The 18,754-nt window shown below is 68.6% G+C and carries 19 protein-coding genes, 2 tRNA genes and 1 pseudogene; 17 read left to right on the forward strand and 5 right to left on the reverse strand.

The window, feature by feature from the left end; genetic code table 11:
* Positions 1–67: 67 nt before the first annotated feature.
* The 3 genes and pseudogenes from yidD to rpmH form a co-directional block, all read right to left on the reverse strand.
* A pseudogene (gene yidD / locus ACGLYG10_RS14240) lies at positions 68–358 on the reverse strand (membrane protein insertion efficiency factor YidD); the annotation flags it as partial.
* Complete coding sequence (gene rnpA / locus ACGLYG10_RS14245; protein ID WP_234415965.1) at positions 355–747, reverse strand: ribonuclease P protein component; 393 nt, start codon at positions 745–747, stop codon at positions 355–357. The gene rnpA and the pseudogene yidD, both read right to left, overlap by 4 nt.
* A 22-nt stretch (positions 748–769) precedes the next feature.
* Positions 770–907, reverse strand: a complete 138-nt coding sequence (rpmH, locus tag ACGLYG10_RS14250) for a 50S ribosomal protein L34 (RefSeq protein ID WP_073333441.1) — start codon at positions 905–907, stop codon at positions 770–772.
* A gap of 677 nt (positions 908–1,584) precedes the next feature.
* Here rpmH and dnaA point away from each other — a divergent pair.
* From dnaA to ACGLYG10_RS14320, 16 genes are all read left to right on the forward strand, one after another.
* On the forward strand, positions 1,585–3,072 hold the full coding sequence (dnaA, locus tag ACGLYG10_RS14255; RefSeq protein ID WP_073333443.1) for a chromosomal replication initiator protein DnaA: 1,488 nt from the start codon (positions 1,585–1,587) through the stop codon (positions 3,070–3,072).
* A gap of 574 nt (positions 3,073–3,646) precedes the next feature.
* Positions 3,647–4,780 carry a DNA polymerase III subunit beta gene (gene dnaN, locus ACGLYG10_RS14260; protein ID WP_073333445.1) on the forward strand — a complete coding sequence of 378 codons (1,134 nt, stop codon included), beginning with the start codon at positions 3,647–3,649 and terminating at the stop codon, positions 4,778–4,780.
* Between the two features lie 123 nt (positions 4,781–4,903).
* Positions 4,904–6,121, forward strand: a complete 1,218-nt coding sequence (gene recF / locus ACGLYG10_RS14265; protein WP_073333448.1) for a DNA replication/repair protein RecF — start codon at positions 4,904–4,906, stop codon at positions 6,119–6,121.
* A complete protein-coding gene (locus ACGLYG10_RS14270; protein WP_244542698.1) occupies positions 6,118–6,756 on the forward strand; it encodes a DciA family protein in 639 nt (212 codons plus the stop codon). The genes recF and ACGLYG10_RS14270 overlap by 4 nt, the downstream gene beginning before the upstream one ends.
* Before the next feature lie 296 nt (positions 6,757–7,052).
* Complete coding sequence (gene gyrB, locus ACGLYG10_RS14275; RefSeq protein WP_073333728.1) at positions 7,053–9,080, forward strand: DNA topoisomerase (ATP-hydrolyzing) subunit B; 2,028 nt, start codon at positions 7,053–7,055, stop codon at positions 9,078–9,080.
* 48 nt (positions 9,081–9,128) lie between these two features.
* On the forward strand, positions 9,129–11,768 hold the full coding sequence (gene gyrA, locus ACGLYG10_RS14280; RefSeq protein WP_073333450.1) for a DNA gyrase subunit A: 2,640 nt from the start codon (positions 9,129–9,131) through the stop codon (positions 11,766–11,768).
* Positions 11,765–12,268 (forward strand): DUF3566 domain-containing protein, encoded by a 504-nt coding sequence (locus tag ACGLYG10_RS14285; RefSeq protein ID WP_073333453.1) that lies wholly within the window; start codon positions 11,765–11,767, stop codon positions 12,266–12,268. Before gyrA ends, ACGLYG10_RS14285 begins: the two co-directional genes overlap by 4 nt.
* Positions 12,269–12,318: 50 nt before the next feature.
* Positions 12,319–12,392 (forward strand) — tRNA-Ile (locus ACGLYG10_RS14290).
* A 29-nt stretch (positions 12,393–12,421) separates the two neighbouring features.
* Positions 12,422–12,556, forward strand: coding sequence for a DLW-39 family protein (locus ACGLYG10_RS16415; RefSeq protein ID WP_211483025.1), 135 nt, complete (start codon positions 12,422–12,424; stop codon positions 12,554–12,556).
* Positions 12,557–12,559: 3 nt separating this feature from the next.
* Positions 12,560–12,632 (forward strand) — tRNA-Ala (locus tag ACGLYG10_RS14295).
* A gap of 222 nt (positions 12,633–12,854) precedes the next feature.
* The gene (locus ACGLYG10_RS14300) at positions 12,855–13,220 is read left to right on the forward strand and encodes a DUF4342 domain-containing protein (protein WP_073333456.1); all 366 of its coding nucleotides are present in this window, start codon (positions 12,855–12,857) and stop codon (positions 13,218–13,220) included.
* 34 nt (positions 13,221–13,254) lie between these two features.
* A complete protein-coding gene (locus ACGLYG10_RS14305; protein WP_073333459.1) occupies positions 13,255–13,584 on the forward strand; it encodes a nucleotidyltransferase family protein in 330 nt (109 codons plus the stop codon).
* Complete coding sequence (locus ACGLYG10_RS14310) at positions 13,581–13,925, forward strand: HepT-like ribonuclease domain-containing protein (RefSeq protein WP_073333461.1); 345 nt, start codon at positions 13,581–13,583, stop codon at positions 13,923–13,925. The genes ACGLYG10_RS14305 and ACGLYG10_RS14310 overlap by 4 nt, the downstream gene beginning before the upstream one ends.
* Before the next feature lie 45 nt (positions 13,926–13,970).
* Positions 13,971–14,123: a hypothetical protein gene (locus ACGLYG10_RS16420; protein WP_211483026.1), complete on the forward strand. Its 153-nt coding sequence runs from the start codon at positions 13,971–13,973 to the stop codon at positions 14,121–14,123.
* 19 nt (positions 14,124–14,142) lie between these two features.
* The gene (locus ACGLYG10_RS14315; protein WP_073333464.1) at positions 14,143–14,790 is read left to right on the forward strand and encodes a helix-turn-helix transcriptional regulator; all 648 of its coding nucleotides are present in this window, start codon (positions 14,143–14,145) and stop codon (positions 14,788–14,790) included.
* A gap of 244 nt (positions 14,791–15,034) precedes the next feature.
* Positions 15,035–16,057 carry a zinc-dependent alcohol dehydrogenase family protein gene (locus tag ACGLYG10_RS14320; protein ID WP_073333467.1) on the forward strand — a complete coding sequence of 341 codons (1,023 nt, stop codon included), beginning with the start codon at positions 15,035–15,037 and terminating at the stop codon, positions 16,055–16,057.
* A 468-nt stretch (positions 16,058–16,525) separates the two neighbouring features.
* Here ACGLYG10_RS14320 and ACGLYG10_RS14325 read toward each other — a convergent pair whose 3' ends face one another.
* Together ACGLYG10_RS14325 and ACGLYG10_RS14330 are read right to left on the reverse strand one after the other, a co-directional pair.
* The gene (locus ACGLYG10_RS14325; protein WP_073333469.1) at positions 16,526–17,362 is read right to left on the reverse strand and encodes a rhomboid family intramembrane serine protease; all 837 of its coding nucleotides are present in this window, start codon (positions 17,360–17,362) and stop codon (positions 16,526–16,528) included.
* Positions 17,363–17,396: 34 nt separating this feature from the next.
* On the reverse strand, positions 17,397–17,930 hold the full coding sequence (locus ACGLYG10_RS14330; RefSeq protein WP_170866531.1) for a peptidylprolyl isomerase: 534 nt from the start codon (positions 17,928–17,930) through the stop codon (positions 17,397–17,399).
* 147 nt (positions 17,931–18,077) lie between these two features.
* Here ACGLYG10_RS14330 and ACGLYG10_RS14335 point away from each other — a divergent pair, with 147 nt between their 5' ends.
* A complete protein-coding gene (locus ACGLYG10_RS14335; protein WP_170866532.1) occupies positions 18,078–18,686 on the forward strand; it encodes a hypothetical protein in 609 nt (202 codons plus the stop codon).
* Positions 18,687–18,754: the final 68 nt, after the last annotated feature.

Genomic DNA, 18,754 nt, shown 5'->3' on the forward strand with positions numbered 1-18,754 from the left:
GTCCATCGGCGTCGGGCGGGGCACCCGAACGGGGGCGCTCATCCGGGCAGTGCGGGTTATTAGCGGCAAAGCGCGGCACGTCGGGGGGCAGGTGGTAGCGCCACCGACCCGGGTCGGGGACATGGTCGACGCCCCCGCGCGTGAGCGGGTTGCACCGCAGTAGCCGCCAGGCGGCCAACACTGTGCCCTTGAGCGCACCGTGCATCTTGATCGCCTCAACGGCGTAAGCGGAGCAGGTGGGGTAGTAGCGGCAGCGGCGCGGCAGAGCCGGAGAGATCCAGCGCTGATACAGGCCCACCAGGGCCAGAGCCGCGCGGGCCGCGGCGGAGGGGCGAGGAGCTTGTGGTGAGCAGGTCATCGACGCCGTCCGGTGTGTGCGAGGTGGCGGCTGCGGGCTAGCAACCGGTCCAGATCCGCGGCCAGCTGTTCGCTGGTCGCGCCGTCGGCACCGGCCAGGCCACGCACGACCACACGCGCACCCGGCTCCAACGTGTCCAGGCGCGCGCGCATCAGTGCACGCACACGCCGCTTGATCCGGTTGCGGTGGGTGGCGCGGGCGACCTGCTTCTTAGAGACGACGATGCCGACGCGGGCCTGCGGCAGCGCGTCTACGGCCCCGGCCGCGTCCGCTTCGGGACGAGAGTCGGGGCCGTAATTCGGTCCGGCGCAGTAGTGCACCACCAGTCGGCGACTGCCGCTGCGCGCACCGGACCTCACTGCGGCGGAGAAGTCCTCCGACCGCAGCATCCGGTGCGCCGCCGGAAGCACCTCAGGCCGCGAGACGGGCGCGGCCCTTGCGGCGGCGCGAGGCCAGAACGGCGCGGCCGGCGCGGGTGCGCATGCGCTTACGGAAGCCGTGCACCTTGGCGCGGTGACGGTTGTTGGGCTGGAAGGTCCGCTTGCTCACGGGTGTTCTCCTGGTGCGATGATCGGAACCGTGCATCGCCAATCGCGGCACGGTCGCTCGTGTTGGCTGCCCCATGGTCCGGGACGTGACTCCACACGAACGTCCGCACCACCATAGGGGCAGGCTTTCCCCGCGGTCAAACGATTACGGCCGCAATGTGATGAGAACCCGAACACGCCCGGCCCACGCTCACCCTGGGCGCACACAGGGCGAGCAGCCGAACCCCTACCTACCGACCACCCGGCCCCGCCCACCCGCGAGTACCGAACCGCCCGCCGGCGCGGATATACATCTGATGTCTAGCCGTCGGCAGCTTTTCCCAAGCCTGTGAACTACCGGGACCCGCGCCTGTGCACATTCGACGCCGGTGCCGGCCGAGATCCGATGCAGCACAACCCCACCCGTCCCCAACGTCGCGGGGCATGCCTTAGAACCCGACGGCACCCGCGCGGGGGTGCCATACTCATCCCCAACTGTGGACAAACCTGTGTGCAACTGCCTGTCCGGCGGGCGGCGCGTCCGGGCGTGTGCGACGCACGGCCGACCGACATGCGTCCGGGATCGACTACGGTTCCACTAGCGCATCCGCCCAGTCGGCTTCCAGCCGACCGGGCGATCATCGAAACACCCATCCTCAACCATCGACCAGTTTCCAAACAGTCAGTCAGGAGTCAGCCGTGGCCGACGAAGCGACAGCACAATGGCGCTCGGCCCTCGAAATCCTTGCCTCCTCGGCCGAGCTCGGCCAGGGCAAGTTATCCATCATTCGCACGACCCGTGCAGTCGACGTCGACGGCACGCTCGTACTCATCGTCGGTTCCGGGTTCGCCCGGGGCATCGTCGACGGCTCCCGGGAGTTGATCACCCAGGCGTTGCGCCGGGCCGCCGGCTACGACGTCCCGTTCGAAGTGATCGTAGACACCTCGCTGGAGTCCTCCGCGCCCGTGCTCGCCAATCGGCCCGAGGCGCCCACCACTCGCCTGGCCGGCCCCGCCGTCGATCCCCTGCCCGAGGCGCCCACCCCGGCCGTGACCTCCTCAACCCCACCCGCAGCCGCACCGGCAACCGTCCCCGGCTACATGAGCGGTCCGCCCTCCCCGACGGCGGAGCCGCCTAACGCCGACTCGGACTTGAACCCGAAGTACACCTTCGACACCTACGTCACCGGCTCGTCCAACCGGCTGCCCCACGCCTCCGCCATTGCGGTCGCCGAGGCACCCGCCAAGGCTTACAACCCCCTGTTCATCTACGGCGGTTCCGGTTTGGGCAAGACCCACCTGCTGCACGCCATCGGCCACTACGCCCGCCGGCTCTACCCCTCCATCCGGGTCAAGTACGTCTCCAGCGAGGAGTTCGTCTCCGACTTCATCGCCTCGGTGGCCGACGGCCGCATGGACGCCTTCAAGCGCCGCTACCGGGAGGTGGACATCCTCCTGGTTGACGACATCCAGTTCCTCCAGGGCAAGGAGCAGACACTGGAGGAGTTCTTCCACACCTTCAACGCCCTGCACACCGCCAACAAGCAGGTGGTGCTCACCTCCGACCAGCCGCCCAAGGCCCTGGGCGGCTTCGAGGAGCGACTGCGCTCGCGCTTCGAGTGGGGGCTGCTGGCCGACGTGCAGCCGCCGGACTTCGAGACCCGCACCGCGATCCTGTCCCGCAAGGCCAGTGCCGAGGGGCTGGACCTGCCGGCGGACGTGCTGGAGTACATCGCCAGCCGGGTCACCACCAACATCCGTGAGCTCGAGGGCGCCCTCATCCGGGTGACCGCCTTCGCGTCGTTGACCAAGCAGCCGGTGGACCGCACGCTGGCGGAACTGGTGCTCAAGGACATCATCACCGACCCGGCCAGCGAGGAGATCACCTCCGCGCTGATCATGGCGCAGACCGCCGACTACTTCGGCATCAGCATCGACGACCTGTGCTCGGCCAACCGGGCGCGCACCATCGTCCACGCCCGCCACATCGGCATGTACCTGTGCCGGGAGCTGACCGACATGTCCCTGCCGCAGATCGGCCGCGAGTTCGGCGGTCGCGACCACACCACGGTGATGAGCGCGGACAAGAAGATCCGCACCCAGATGGCCGAGCGCCGCGAGACCTACAACCACGTCGCCGAGTTGACCGCCCGTATCAAGCAGGCCGCCCAGTCCTCCGCCGGCTGACGCGCCGACGTCTCCTTAACGCAGGCCTTTCAGCCGCGGGGCGGTCTGACGCACGAGTTTGTGCCCTGTTGCGAGCTTTTGCACCCTGGTACGCGGCTACGGCGTGCGCAGCAGGGTGCAAGAGCTCGCATTAGAAGGGATGACGGGGTGTGGACGGCGCTGCGGAACGGCGGTGGACAACGCGGGTCCGGCGTGTGGACTGCCTGGACCGCGTCTGGGGACGCCGACGCGGGCGAACTACACAATCCACCACCGCGGTCGCGCGTCCACGGAACCACGAATTTGTAATTCCACATCCGCGCCCCGCGCAACGCCGCCGCAAACACCAGTTATCCCCATCATCCACACCACCTACAACCCCTACCAGACTTGTCATTCACCGCGCATCAACTCCGGCCCGCACCTGCACCGCAAGTCCCTGCCGAGCCGCCCATGCCCACACGCCGCGTGAACCGGCGCCGACCGCGGGCTCCGGGCCCACGGTGCGTCAACGGGGCTGATGCGTCTACACTCAGCGAAAAACCGCACACACCACGTTTATGCCGGGAGCGCCCGGCCGCCGAGGAGGCACTAAATGAAGCTCAGGGTCGACCGCGACGTCCTCGCCGACGCCGTCACCTGGACCGCCCGCTCCGTGCCGGCGCGTCCCCCGGTGCCCGTGCTGGCCGGCGTCCGCCTCGAGGCCACCACCACCTCCCTGATCCTGGCCTCCTTCGACTACGAGGTCTCCGCGCACTGCGAGATTCCCGCCGACGTCGAGGAAGAGGGCGTTGTCCTGGTCTCCGGGCGACTGCTGGCGGACATCGCCAAGTCTCTGCCCGCCAAGCCCGTCGACCTGGAGGTGGAGGGCACCAAGGTCACCGTCACTTGCGGCGCCTCCCACTTCGCACTTGCGGCCATGGCCGCCGACGATTATCCGGCGCTGCCGCAGATGCCCGGCGTGGCCGGCACGGTCGACGCCCACGACCTGGCCCAGGCCGTCTCCCAGGTGTCCGTCGCCGCCTCCCGCGACGAGACCCTGCCGCTGCTGACCAGCGTGCAGATGGAGGTCGATGGCCCCTCCCTGACCCTCATGGCCACCGATCGCTACCGCCTGGCCGTGCGCGAAATGACCTGGCAGCCGCAGGACCCGCAGATGGCCACGCAGGCGCTGCTCAAGGCCCGCACCCTGTCCGACGTCGCCAAGTCCCTGACCTCGACCGGCGACGTGACCATCGCGCTGACCGAAGCCGACTCGGTCGGCTCCAGCCTGATCGGCTTCGAGGCCGGCGGCCGTCGCACCACCAGCCTGCTGACCGACGGCGACTACCCGCCGGTACTGCGCCTGTTCCCCGAGACCACCACGATTCACGCCACCGTCGGCCGCGAAGAACTCATGAGCGCCGTGCGCCGCGTCAGCCTGGTGGCGGACCGGGCCGCCCCGATCCACATGTCCTTCACCGCCGGGAACCTGGCCCTCGACGCCGGGCAGGGTGACGACGCGCAGGCCTCCGAGCAGCTGGTCGCCCACCTGGACGGCGAGGACATCGCCACCGCCTTCAACCCCGCCTACCTGCTCGACGGTCTGGGGGCCATCACCCAGCCGTACGTGCGCTTCGACTTCACCCACCCGTCCAAGCCCGCGGTACTGACCGGCATGAGCGCCATCGACGGCGAGGAGGACACCTCCTTCCGCTACCTGATCATGCCGATCCGCTTCGGTGCCTGAGGACGGCCCCGGCCCAAATGCTTCCGGCTCTCAGCCGCACCATCCGCCTGTGCGGGGTGACGGTGCGAGGAATCGGTGCTTACACGCCCCTAAGCGTGACTCGTCCACGGGAGGTGAGGCGGAATGTACGTCTCTGACCTGGCCCTGGACGACTTCCGCTCCTTCCACCAGCTCGTCCTCACCCTCGAGCCCGGGCCGACGGCGTTCATTGGACCCAACGGACAGGGCAAGACCAACCTGGTGGAGGCGATCGCCTACCTGTCCACCCTGTCCAGTCACCGCGCCGGCACCGACGCGGCCCTGGTACGCCGCGCCGCATCCGGTACTCCCCAACCCGCCGGCGCCGTCATCCGCGCCAAGGTGGTCCACGGTGAACGGCCCAGCGTCCTGGAGCTGGAACTGATCGCCGGGCGCGCCAACCGGGCCCGGCTTAACCGCGCCAACGCCCGCCCCCGCGACCTGCTGGGGATCCTGCGCACCGTCGTCTTCGCCCCGGAGGACCTGGCCCTGGTGCGTGAGCAGCCGAGCGTGCGCCGCCGCTTCCTGGACGACCTCGCCGTCACCCTGCGACCCACGCTCGCGGGCGTGCGTGCCGAGCACGACAAGATCCTCGCCCAGCGCGCCAGCCTGCTGAAGTCGGCCCGGGCCGCCCGCGCCTCAACCGCCTCCATGCTCTCCACCCTGGAGGTCTGGGACGCCCAACTGGCCGCGGCGGCCGCCCGCCTGATCGCCGCTCGCATCGACGTCGTGCAGCGGCTGCGCCCCTGGGTGGCCGACTGTTACGGCCGGGTCAGCGAGGGCCGCACCGACGCCCGCATCGCCTACCGCGCCAGCCTGCTGGCCCACGAGGGCGCCGACGAGCCGGACCCGGCCGATGCGGCCGCCGTCCTGGCCGCCGAAGAACCGTTGCGCGACGTGCCGGCAACCGCCGCCCGGCTGGAGACGGCCATGGGCGAGCTGCATGCCCGCGAGATCGACCGGGGTGCCAACCTGGTGGGCGCCCACCGCGACGAATTGGAACTGTTCCTTGACGCTCTGCCGGCCAAGGGCTTCGCCTCCCACGGCGAGCAGTGGTCGCTGGCCCTGGCGCTGCGCCTGGCCTCCTACGAGATGCTGCGCCACGACGTGGACGCCTACGCCGGCGACGGCGAGCCCGTGCTCATCCTCGACGACGTCTTCGCCTCCCTGGACGACGCCCGCCGTCACGCCCTGGCCGGGATCGCCGCCGACGCCCAGCAGGTGCTGCTCACGGCCGCCGTCGACGACGACGTGCCCGCGGCCCTGGCGGGAAGGCGCTTCCACGTCACCCGCACCGAATCCGGCTCGCAGGTGCAACCATGATCGATCCCCGCACCCCGGTATCCCCGGACGACGCCGATCCGGCCGACGCACTCGCCGCCCGCGCCTTGGCCCGTGAGCGCGGTCGCGCCTGGGAGGCCGGCCAGACCCGCAGCCGGCTGTCCCGGCAGGCGGCGGACGTCGACGGCGTGGCCGCCTGGGACCAGCGCCGTCGGAGCCCGGGGCGGGACGCCGGGGCGGGCGGCGCCGACAGTGCCGATATGGACCGTGGCCCCGGACTGCCGCCCGGCCGCGACCGGCCCGGTCCCACCCGCTTCGACCCGCGCACCGGCAAACAAGACCTGCGCCGCTACGCCGAGCGACACGGTTGGGCCTCCAAACTGGCCATGGCGTCGGTGGCGGTGCGCTGGCGGGAGATCGTCGGCGAACAGATCGCCGAGCACGCCGTCATCGAGCGTTTCGAGCCCGGCCGCCTGACGCTGCGCGCCTCCTCCAGCGCCTGGGCGCAGCAGCTGCGGCTACTGCTGCCCGGCATCGAACGCCAGGTGGAGCAGGCCCTGGGCCGGGACGGCGGCGCCGTCGAAATCCGCATCCTGGGCCCGGCCGGCCCCACCTGGCGGCACGGTCGCTTCGGTGCCGCCCGCGGCGGACGCGGCCCACGCGATACCTACGGGTGACCTAACGGGTGACGTTGCCCACGTCGCGATTGGCGTCATGACGCCCGAAACCGGAGTCGAACACGGTAGAATCGGCGCGGAAATGCCCATGGTGCGCCCAAGGCCATGCACCAGGTACCCACCTACACGCGCCGGGTCCCAAGCCCGAATTCCGGCGCCTGGGTGCCCGCATGGGAATCAGCCCGGCGCACATGACGAGGAGCAACTGATACGTGTCTGACCTGGATCAGCCTGTGACCACAAGCAGCAATACCGGCAGCGTCGAGCCTACCGCCGCGCCCGCCCCGGAGGCGGATATCGCAGCGACGAGCCGCACCGAGCACGGCTACGACGCCGGCGACATCACCGTCCTGGAGGGCCTGGAGGCGGTACGCAAGCGCCCCGGCATGTACATCGGCTCCACCGGTGAGCGCGGCCTGCACCACCTGGTCTACGAGGTGGTGGACAACGCCGTGGATGAGGCGCTGGCCGGCTACTGCGACCACATCGAGGTCACCATCCAGGCGGACGGTGGTCTGCGCGTGGTCGACAACGGCCGCGGCATCCCCGTCGACGAGCACCCCACCGAGCACAAGCCCACCGTCGAGGTGGTCATGACCATCCTGCACGCCGGCGGCAAGTTCGGCGGCGGCGGCTACGCCGTCTCCGGTGGCCTGCACGGGGTGGGCATCTCCGTGGTCAACGCCCTGTCCACCCGCGTGGACACCGAGGTGCGCCGCCAGGGCTACGTGTGGCGCATGAGCTTCGGCGACGGCGGCCGTCCACTGACCCCGTTGGAGCGCGGCGAGGCCACCGACGTCACCGGCACCACCCAGACCTTCTACCCGGACCCGGCCATCTTCGAGACCACCGTCTTCGACTACGAGACCCTGCGCCGTCGCTTCCAGCAGATGGCCTTCCTGAACAAGGGCCTGCGCATCACCCTGACCGACGAGCGCGAGGGCGTGACCGACTCCGGGGATGAGATCACCGGCGACGAACTGGGCACCGCCGACGACCCGGTCAAGGGGCACCGGTCCGTCACCTACTGCTACGAGCACGGTCTGCGCGACTACGTGGCCTTCCTGAACCGCTCCAAGAAGGTCGAGCTGATCCACCCCGAGATCATCGACTTCGAGGCCGAGCAGGACCTCGGCGACGGGCGTGCCATCAGCCTGGAGATCGCCATGCAGTGGACTGCCGCCTACTCCGAGTCCGTCCACACCTACGCCAATACCATCAACACCACCGAGGGCGGCACCCACGAGGAGGGCTTCCGCACCGCACTGACCACCCTGGTCAACAAGTACGGGCGCGAGAAGGGCCTGATCAAGGACAAGGACGACAACCTCACCGGTGAAGACATCCGTGAGGGCCTGACGGCCGTCATCTCCGTCAAGCTCACCGACCCGCAGTTCGAGGGCCAGACGAAGACCAAGCTCGGCAACACCGAGGCCCGCACCTTCGTGCAGCAGACCGTCTACGCCCGGCTCGGCGACTGGTTGGACTCCCACCCTGCCGACGCCAAGGCGGTGCTGACCAAGGCCTCCCAGGCGGCCGCCGCCCGCATGGCCGCCCGCAAGGCCCGCGAGGCCACCCGCCGCAAGGGCGTGCTGGAGTCCGCCTCCATGCCGGGCAAGCTGCGCGACTGCTCCTCCCGCAACGCCGAGGAGTGCGAGATCTTCATCGTCGAGGGCGACTCGGCCGGCGGCTCCGCCGTCGGCGGGCGCGACCCCGAGCACCAGGCCATCATGCCGATCCGCGGCAAGATCCTGAACGTGGAGAAGGCTCGCCTGGACAGGGCCCTGTCCTCGGACACCATTCGCTCCCTGATCACCGCCTTCGGCACCGGCATCGGCGAGGACTTCGACATCTCCAAGCTGCGCTACGGCAAGATCGTCATCATGGCGGACGCCGACGTCGACGGTCAGCACATCGCCACCCTGCTGCTGACCCTGCTGTTCCGCTACATGCGCCCCCTGATCGAGCAGGGCCACACCTACATCGCCATGCCGCCCCTGTACCGGCTCAAGTGGGTCGGCACCGAGCACGAGTTCGCCTACTCCGACGCCGAACGCGACCAGCTGCTCAAGGCCGGCGCCGAGGCGGGCCGCCGCCTGCCCAAGGAGGGCGGGATCCAGCGCTACAAGGGCCTGGGCGAGATGAACGACCACGAGCTGTGGGAGACCACCATGGACCCGGCCAACCGGATCCTCAAGCAGGTCACCCTGGACGAGGCCGCCGACGCCGACGAAACCTTCTCCATCCTCATGGGGGACGACGTCGAGCAGCGCCGCTCCTTCATCCAGCGCAACGCCGCCGACGTCCGCTTCCTGGACATCTGATCCGGCCGCCCCCACGTACCGCAACTAACGCAGAAGCAAAGGAAATTCGTGAGCGACGAGACCACCGAGCTCCCCGCCCTGGAGCCGACCGGAGACCGCATCCACCCGGTCGACCTGCAGATGGAGATGCAGCGCTCCTACCTCGACTACGCCATGAGCGTGATCGTCGGGCGCGCCCTGCCCGACGTGCGCGACGGACTCAAGCCGGTTCACCGCCGCGTCCTGTACGCCATGTACGACGGCGGCTACCGCCCCACCGCCTCCTTCTCCAAGTCCTCCCGCGTGGTGGGCGAGGTCATGGGTAACTACCACCCGCACGGTGACGCCGCCATCTACGACGCGCTCGCCCGCCTGGTGCAATGGTGGTCACTGCGCTACCCGCTGGTGGCCGGGCAGGGCAACTTCGGCACCCCCGGCAACCTGGGGCCGGCCGCACCCCGTTACACCGAGTGCAAGATGGCGCCCCTGGCCATGGAGATGGTCCGCGACATCGACGAGGAGAGCGTCGACTTCCAGGACAACTACGACGGCCGCAACCAGGAACCCGTCATCCTGCCCTCGCGCTTCCCCAACCTGCTGGTCAACGGCTCCGAGGGCATCGCGGTGGGTATGGCCACCCGCATCCCCCCGCACAACCTGCGCGAGGTCGCGGCCGGCGTGCAGTGGTTCCTGGACCACCCCGAGGCCTCCCGCGAGGAGCTGCTGGAGGCGCTGATTCAGCGCATCCCCGGCCCCGACTTCCCGACCGGCGCCACCATCCTGGGCCGACGCGGCATCGAGGACGCCTACCGCACCGGCCGCGGCTCGATCACGCAGCGGGCGGTGGTGAATGTCGAGGAGATCCAGGGCCGCCAGTGCCTGGTGGTCACCGAGCTGCCCTACCAGGTCAACCCCGACAACCTGGCCGACAAGATCGCCCAGTTGGTGCGCGACGGGCAGATCGGCGGCATCGCCGACATCCGCGACGAGACCTCCGGCCGCACCGGTCAGCGCCTGGTGATCGTGCTCAAGCGCGACGCGGTCGCCAAGGTGGTGTTGAACAACCTCTACAAGCGCACCCAGCTGCAGGACAACTTCCCCGCCAACATGCTGGCCCTGGTCGACGGCGTGCCCCGCACCCTGTCCCTGGACGGCTTCGTGCGCCACTGGGTGAACCACCAGATCGACGTGATTGTGCGCCGCTCCCAGTACCGGCTGCGCAAGGCCGAGGAGCGGCTGCACATCCTGCGGGGCCTGCTTAAGGCGATCGACGCCCTCGACGCCGTCATCGACCTGATCCGTCACTCGCCCACCACCGATGAGGCGCGCACCGGCCTGATGGAGCTGCTCGGCGTCGACGAGGCTCAGGCCGAGGCCATCCTCTCCCTGCAGCTGCGCCGCCTGGCCGCCCTGGAGCGTCTCAAGATCCAGCAGGAGTCCGACGAGTTGACCGCCCGCGTGGCCGACCTGAAGGACATCATCGCCGACCCGGCCCGCCAGCGCCGCATCGTCTCCGAGGAGCTGGCCGAGATCGTCGACAAGTACGGCGACGATCGCCGCACCAAGATCCTGCCCTTCGACGGGGAGATGAGCGCCGAGGACCTGATCCCCGAGGAGGAGGTCGTCGTCACCATCACCCGCTCCGGCTACGCCAAGCGGACCCGCACCGACGCCTACCGCTCCCAGCACCGCGGCGGCAAGGGCGTGCGCGGCGCCGCCCTGCGGGAGGACGACGTGGTGGACCACTTCTTCGTCACCTCCACCCACAACTGGCTGCTGTTCTTCACCAACCTGGGCCGCGTCTACCGCGCCAAGGCCTACGAGCTGCCCGAGGGCGGCCGCGACGCCAAGGGGCAGCACGTGGCCAACCTGCTGGCCTTCCAGCCGGGCGAGGAGATCGCCCAGGTGATGGAACTGGGCGACTACCAGCAGGCCGACTACCTGGTGCTGGCCACCCGCCGCGGCCTGGTGAAGAAGACCCGCCTGACCGAGTACGACTCCAACCGGTCGGCCGGGCTGATCGCTATCAACCTGCGTGAGGATGCCGACGGCAACCCGGACGAACTGGTCTCCGCCGCGCTGCTGTCCGCCGGGCAGGACCTGCTGCTGGTCTCCCGGCACGGCCAGGCCCTGCGCTTCACCGCCGACGACGCCACCCTGCGCCCCACCGGCCGCGCCACCAGCGGCGTGACCGGCATGCGCTTCCGCGATGGTGACTCGTTGCTGGCCATGGACGTGGTGGACCCCGCCTGGGAGGACGCCGACCTGTTCGTCGTCACCGAGGGCGGCTACGCCAAGCGCACCCTGGCCACCGACTACCCGGTCAAGGGCCGCGGCGGCCTGGGCGTGAAGGTCGCCGACCTGGTGGAGGAGCGGGGCGACCTCGTGGGTGCCCTGACCACCGCCCCCACCGATGAGGTCATGTGCATCATGGCCTCCGGGAAGGTGGTGCGCAGCGCCGTCGCCGAGGTCTCCCGTACCGGCCGCAACACTCGCGGCGTCACCTTCGCCAAGCCCGACCCGGGCGACCGCATCATCGCCGTCGCCCGCAACGCCGAGGATGAGCTCGATGGCGACGACGAGGAATCGGCCTCGGCGCCGTCGGCCGACTCGGCGGAGCAGGCGGTGGCCGAATCCGGAGTGGACGCTGCGAGCGAGGGTGCCGACGCGGTATCGTCTGAGGACGACGAGAGTGAGGTCCAGGCATGAGTCAGCCGGAGTCCTTCCCGCCCGCCACGGGCGGACCGACACAGCCCCCCGCGGCCGCGCCCGAGCCGGCCGCCCCCGCCGCGAGCCAGCAGAGCCCCAATCAGCCCAAGCCGGCCGCCAAGACCATTGCGGGGCCGCGCCGTGTGCGGCTCGCCCTGACCCGCATCGACCCGTGGTCGGTGATGAAGGCGTCCTTCCTGCTGAGTGTTGCGGCCGGCATCATGCTGGTGGTGGCCGCCGCCTTCGTGTGGTTCATGTTGGACGCCATGCACGTGTTCTCCACCATCCAAGACCTGCTGAGCACCATCATGGACTCCAACTACAACGCCTACTCGGCGCTGCTGGAGTACATGAAGTTCTCCCGGGCCATCTCCATGGCCACCGTTATCGCCGTCGTCAACATCATCCTGACGACCGCGCTGGCCACCATCGGTGCGTTCCTGTACAACATCACGGCCGCGCTCGTCGGTGGGGTTCATCTCACACTCGCAGATGAGTGATCGCATTTGGTTGCCGGCGACTCGGTAGGTTAGTCTCTTCCGCGTCGCAAGGGCCTATAGCTCAGTTGGTTAGAGCGCATCCCTGATAAGGATGAGGTCGCTGGTTCAAGTCCAGCTAGGCCCACCGCCCGCGGTGGAACGTGAGGAGGCTTCATGCAGAGCCGAACGCTCGTACTGGCCGCGGTTTTTTCATGCCTCGGGGTGGCCGGCTACGCCGCCTGGCTGAAGCTGGCGGCCAACCGCGCGGAGCGGGCTGCATGGGCGGAGGTCACCGACCCCATCGCATGACCGGGGGCCATGGCGCAATTGGTAGCGCACCTGCTTTGCAAGCAGGGGGTTACGGGTTCGAGTCCCGTTGGCTCCACTCATTCCTCCCGGCCGAGTCCGCCGGGACCGGCGATGCCTCGAGACACCGCTAACGGTGTGTCCGGCGGCGAACCCCAATGTGCTGCGGGTGCTCGTTGGAAGAGGTCGGCTCGGGGACTGGGAACTCGCGGCGAGGCCGTAGCGGCGCGGGTGTGGCTCGGGGATGAATCAGGGCGCTTCCCCATGGTGCCCGGCGCTTCGGTCGCGTCAGACTTGAGCCATGAGCACAGATTTTCATGGGTTCTCCTCCGGTCCGGATTCGGCGGGCGGCGCACCGCGCACCGTCGTCGACTGGATTACCGTGGCCGGTGACCAGTTGATCGCCACCATCAAGCAGCTCGTGGCCGACGGGAACGTCCGCCGCGTCATCCTGCGCGACTCCTCCGGCAGAGAGTTCCTCAGCGTGCCCCTGACGGCCAGCGCGGTGGTCGGCGGTATCACGGTGCTGGCGGCGCCGGTTCTCGCCGCCATCGGCGTCATCGCCGCAATGGTCGCCGAGGTCACCCTGGAGGTGGAGCGCACCGACGTCGACGGCGGCTCCGAGGACGTAACGGCCCCGTCGCCGAACCCTGACCCGGAGGTGTAGACACCCGCAGGGTGAGTGTCGGTATGGTTGGAGCATGCCTGCGACCACTGCCACGCCGGAGACGGTCGCCTTGCGTCGGCTTGTTTTGGCGCATCGGGACGATTTTCTCGCCCTTCTCGCGCGGTACGGGGCGACCAATCCCAGGCTTTTTGGTTCCGTTGCGCGCGGCACGGCGGATGCTGACAGCGACATCGACATTCTGGTCGAGATGGACCCTGCAGATGGCAACCTGCTCATGCGCGCGTCAGGACTCATGGAGGAGACGCGGGCCCTCTTCGGACGAGACGATGTCGACGTGTTCCCAGTGCAGTTGCTCAAACGGCCGGTCTCCGCAGCGGCGCTTGTCGAGGCGGTGCCGCTATGAGTCGCAGTTCAGCCCGGCGCGTGACCGATGCGTTGCAAGCGATCGATAGATGCCGACGGTATGCGGACGCTCTCGGAAGTGAGGATGTCGATGTAGCAGATATGGCGGAGGATGCGATTGAGCGTAACCTCCAGATAATCGGCGAGGCAGTGAATCACCTGCCTGCCGAGGTTACCGATCAGCATCCCGAGATCGCATGGCAACAGATACGAGGTTTCCGCAACATACTGGTACACCAGTACTTTGGTGTCGACGTTGCTGTAGTCCGCGAGGTTGTTGAGAACTACCTGCCGCCACTCGCGGATGTTCTACGTCGGCACGTCGTGACGGATGAGGGTTGATCGTCGCCGTGGTTTTCTGAGTGTGTCGTTGACCGCCAGCGCGCGGTGGTCGGTGGTATCACGGTGCTGGCCGCAATCGGTGTCGTTGCCGCCATGGTAGCCGAGGTCACCCTGGAGGTGGAGCGCACCGACGTCGACGGTGTGGATGAATCCGAGAACGGCACGCCGCCGCCGTCGAGCCCTAACCCCGGGGAATGAGTAGCCGCCCGGGCGCCGCGTGAAGGGACTGCGCCGCGAAGAAGTAGCCCAGTTGGCGGGGGTGAGTGCCGGTTATTACACCCGTTTGGAACGGGGCCGCATACGGGGCGCGTCTGACGCCGTGCTCGAGTCCATCGCCCGGGTGCTGCGGATGAACGACATCGAGCGGTCCCACCTGTTCAATCTGGCCCGCGGCTTCGTCCCGGCATCCCAACGGTTGGAGGAGAGCCCGGCGGAAGGCGTGCGCCCCTCGGTACAGCGTGTGCTTAACAACCTGTCAGTGCCGGCCATCGTCTACAACCCCGCACATGACATCGTTGCGGCGAATGAGGGTGGAAGAGCTCTGTACTACCCGCATTTCGACACAGCTGATCGCCCCAACATCGCCCGGTTTATCTTCCTGGATAGCCGCGCGCGCAGCTACTACGGCGACTGGGGCCAGGCGCGTCGGATGACAGCCGCCATGCTCCGGCTGTATGTCGGCCGCGACCCACTGAACCAGGCGATAACCGCCGTCATCGAGGAGCTGTCCGACCGCAGTGCGCTGTTTCGACAGGACTGGGCTCGGCAGGAGGTATACGAACACCGTTCCGGCCACAAGACCTTTCTTCACCCCCACCTGGGACCGATCGCTGTCACCTTCGATGGTTTCGAGATGCCCGGGTAGAAGGGCCTGTCTATCGTTACTTACAGCGCTGAACCCGGCTCTGTGGATGCAGAGCGTCTGGGAAAACTGCCCACGTGGGCTCGCGGCGAGCAGGCCGCCACCTGGCGCTGAACCGCTGGGGGACCTGTCAGGGTCTCCCAGCGCTCGGATGCGGGTTTTAACTTGAGGGCTGCCGGGACGGCCCGGCGGGCTCCGGGTTCGGGACCCGGGTCCTTGAAGCACCAGTAGACATACGGAGGACATCATGCGTGGAGTAGTTCTTGAAGGCCCTCGTGATATCCAGGTCATTGATCGCGAGGACCCGCGGATCATTGACCCGACCGACGCCATCATCCGCATCACCGCCACCTGCATCTGTGGCTCGGACTTGTGGCCGTACCGCGGCGAAGACGACAGTCGCCACCAAGTCATGGGTCATGAGTATGTAGGCGTTGTCACCGAGATCGGTGCGGAGGTGACAACCTTGAAGGTCGGAGACCCGGTGGTGGGATCTTTCGTGATTTCCGATAACACCTGTGAGATCTGCCAGGCCGGCTACCAGTCCAAGTGCGTGCACGCGGAGTTCGTCGCCTACACCGTCGGCACCCAGGCCGAGTACGCCCGGATCCCCTTCGCTGATGGCACGCTGGTGAAGACCCCCGGCGAGCCTGACCCGGAGATCGTGCCTTCCTTGCTGGCGGCCTCCGACGTGCTGGGCACCGGATGGTTCGCCGCCGTGGCCGCAGAAGTCGGCCCGGGCAAGACCGTGGCCGTCGTCGGGGACGGCGCGGTCGGTCTGATGGGGGTGCTGGCCGCCAAGGAGCTGGGGGCCGAGCGGATCATCGTCTCCAGTCGTCACGCCGATCGGCAGGCTTTGGCCCGTGAGTTCGGCGCCACCGACGTGCTTGCGGAGCGTGGAGACGATTTCGTCGCCAAGGTAAAGGAACTCACCAATGGTTTCGGAGCCCACAGCGTGATCGAGGCCGTGGGCACCGCCGAGTCCTTCGCACAGGCGCGCAAGTCGGTGCGTCCGGGCGGACACGTCGGCTTCGTCGGCATTGCCCATGATGTACAGATTCCGGGCGATGAGCTGTTCTTCGATGAGATTCACCTGCACGGGGGTCCGGCGCCGGTGCGTCGTTTCCTGCCCGAGCTGATCGGGCTCATCTGGGAGCGCAAGATCGACCCGGGCAAGGTGTTCGACCTTACGCTGCCGCTGGAGCAGGCGGCCGAGGGATACCGGGCGATGGATGAGCGCCGCGCCACCAAGGTCTTGCTGACTCTCTGAGCGGCAAGCAGGGCGGGGGTGGGCCGCGGCGCTGATCGACCGCGGCCCACCCCGAATGCTTCCGAGCCGGCAGAGCATCCACAGATGCTGTCTGCGCGTGTGCACAGGCGGGAGGCAGACGTATCCCCGTGCTGTGGGTTAACCGTTTTTCGGCGTGAATATGCGCATCTTGCCGATTCGTCCCCAGCTGTGCGCAACCCTGTGGAGAACCACATCGGTGTGTTTCCCCAGGAGTGTCCACAGGTGTGGAGGAATGACAGGGATGTGCTTCCCCAGAATCCACAGCCGTGGGTTCGTGTGTGGATACGGCGAAGTAGGCGGGAACTCGTACGTGTGATGACGCCGCGGAGGTGCCGAGGTGGTGCCGAGCAACGACCAGGTGCCCGAGAGCCTCCGCCAGCCGGAGCGGCATCCGGGTCTGGGTTGCCAGGTGTCCCCAGGGGCGCGGGTCGGTGACTGGTCTTGCGACTACACCAGGAGAATGCGGGCGGCGGCCAGGGCCACCAGGAGCACCGCCACGCCCACGGTCCCCCATACGCCCACGGCGGTGCGGCGCTCCCGCGGCGCCCAGGCGTAGATCGCGGCCAGGAGCAGGCCGGTGAGAAAACCGCCCAGGTGTCCCTGCCAGGAGATGTTGGTTCCCAGCACCGAGATCAACACATTGATCACGAGCAGGCCGACGATGGTCGAGGTGTCGCGCCCGAAGCGCCGCTGGATGACGAATACGGCCGCGAACAGCCCGAAGATGGCGCCGGACGCACCCACTGTCCCGGAGATCCACGATGTCGAGCTCGGCGATGCCAGCCAGTAGATCGCCGTCGAGCCGCCGAGCGCACTCAGAGCAGTCAGACAGATGAATCTCCAGCGCCCCAGCAGCGGCTCGAGGGTATTGCCGAGCACCCACAGTGCCCACATGTTCAGGCCAAGGTGTGCCAGCGAACCGTGCAGCAGGGCCGTGGATAGGAAGCGCCACGGTTGAGTCGCCGCGAGTGCGGGCACGAAGTCGAACCAGCCGGTGATTGCCGGGTAGACCAGCTGCCCCACGTACACGATCACACAGGCACCCACCAGGAGTTTGGCCACCAACGCGTCGGCCACCGGGCGGCCGCCCAGGGCGGTGCGTACGCCGCGACGGCCGGAACTGGACCGGCGGGCGCAGTCCACGCAGTGGATGCCGACGGCGCTGGGTACTTGACACTCCGGGCACGCCGGGCGGCCGCAGCGCTGACAGCGCACATAGGCCACCCGATCCGGGTGCCGCGGGCAGACGGGCGGGGCGCCGACCTGCGGGTTCGAATCGGTCATGAATCGCTCCCGTCTCGACGACGCTGGACCCGCCTCACCGCTGAATAGTGACGGAGGTGATGACGACGTCATCCAGGGGACGATCCCGCGGGTCGGTGGCTACCGCCGAGATGGCGTCCACGACCCTGCGGGAGGCGTCGTCGGCCACGGCTCCGAAGATCGTGTGCTTGCCCTGCAGCCACTCGGTGGGGGCAGTGGTGATGAAGAACTGGGAGCCGTTGGTGCCCTTGCCCAGGCGCCGGCCGGCGTTGGCCATGGCCAGGACGTAGGGGGCGGCGAAGGTCAGCGAGGGGTCGATCTCGTCATCGAAGACGTAGCCGGGGCCGCCCGTGCCGGTGCCCAGCGGGTCGCCGCCCTGGATCATGAAACCGGGGATCACCCGGTGGAAGACGACGCCCTCGTACAGGGGGGCGTTGGACTGCGCGCCGGTGCGCGGGTCGGTCCAGGTCTTCTCACCGGTGGCCAGGCCAACAAAGTTGGAGACGGTTTGCGGCGCCTGCTCGGGGTACAGCTCGAGTCGGATGTCGCCGAGGTTGGTGTGGAGTGTCGCTTCGATGGTCGCTTCCATGCCCGCATCGTCGCACGGGAGAGCGGGAGGATCCCGGGACCCGGTGTTCACCCCAGGCAGAACGGCACCCAGCTTCATGGGTGCGACCTGCGTTACAGTGCCACCATTGAGGTGAACCACCTCATCGTTCCGAGCAGGGAGACCGAAATGGCTTACATCCTCGACAAGAAGATCGACCTCGATCGGGCCCGCCAGGAGGCGACCACGCTCGCGGACAGCCTGGCGGCTCAGGCCGGCCGTGCCGCAGGCTGGGCGGCGCCTCGCGTCAACCGCGCCCGGGAGGAGTTCGCCAAGGCCGCCAAGGAGGCACAGTTGCGCGCGCAGCCGGTCGTCGAGGAGGCGCGCACCCGGGTGGTGGAGGAATATGTTCCCGCCGCCCAGCGCGCCGCCGAGGGCGCTCGCGTGCGGGTGATCGAGGAGTACGTTCCCGCCGCCCAGCGTGCCGCCCTAGCCGCCCAGGAGGCCGCCAACACCGAGGGCACGCTGACCGAGCGTGCCCAGCGCATCGCCGTCGCCGCCAAGGAAGCGGCGCTGACACCGGAGGTACCAGTGAAGAAGAAGCACCCCGTTCTCAAGACGTTCTGCTGGCTCGCCGTCGCCGGCTGCGCCGCCGGCGCCGCCTACGTGGTCTGGCGCCGCAGTCAGCCCGTGGAAGACCCCTGGGCCGAGGAGTACTGGGCCGATTCCACCGACGAGTCGACCCCCGCGGCCGAGGAGAAGCCGTCCGAGGCGCCCGAGCCGCCCGCGGCCGAGTAGCGCGTCGGCCCCGGGTCGGCGGAATTGAGTCCCCGATCCGCGCGCCATCGCCGTGCATCGGCGCCGTC

Source organism: Actinomyces glycerinitolerans (assembly GCF_900098745.1).
In the GTDB taxonomy this organism is placed as follows: domain Bacteria; phylum Actinomycetota; class Actinomycetes; order Actinomycetales; family Actinomycetaceae; genus Actinomyces; species Actinomyces glycerinitolerans.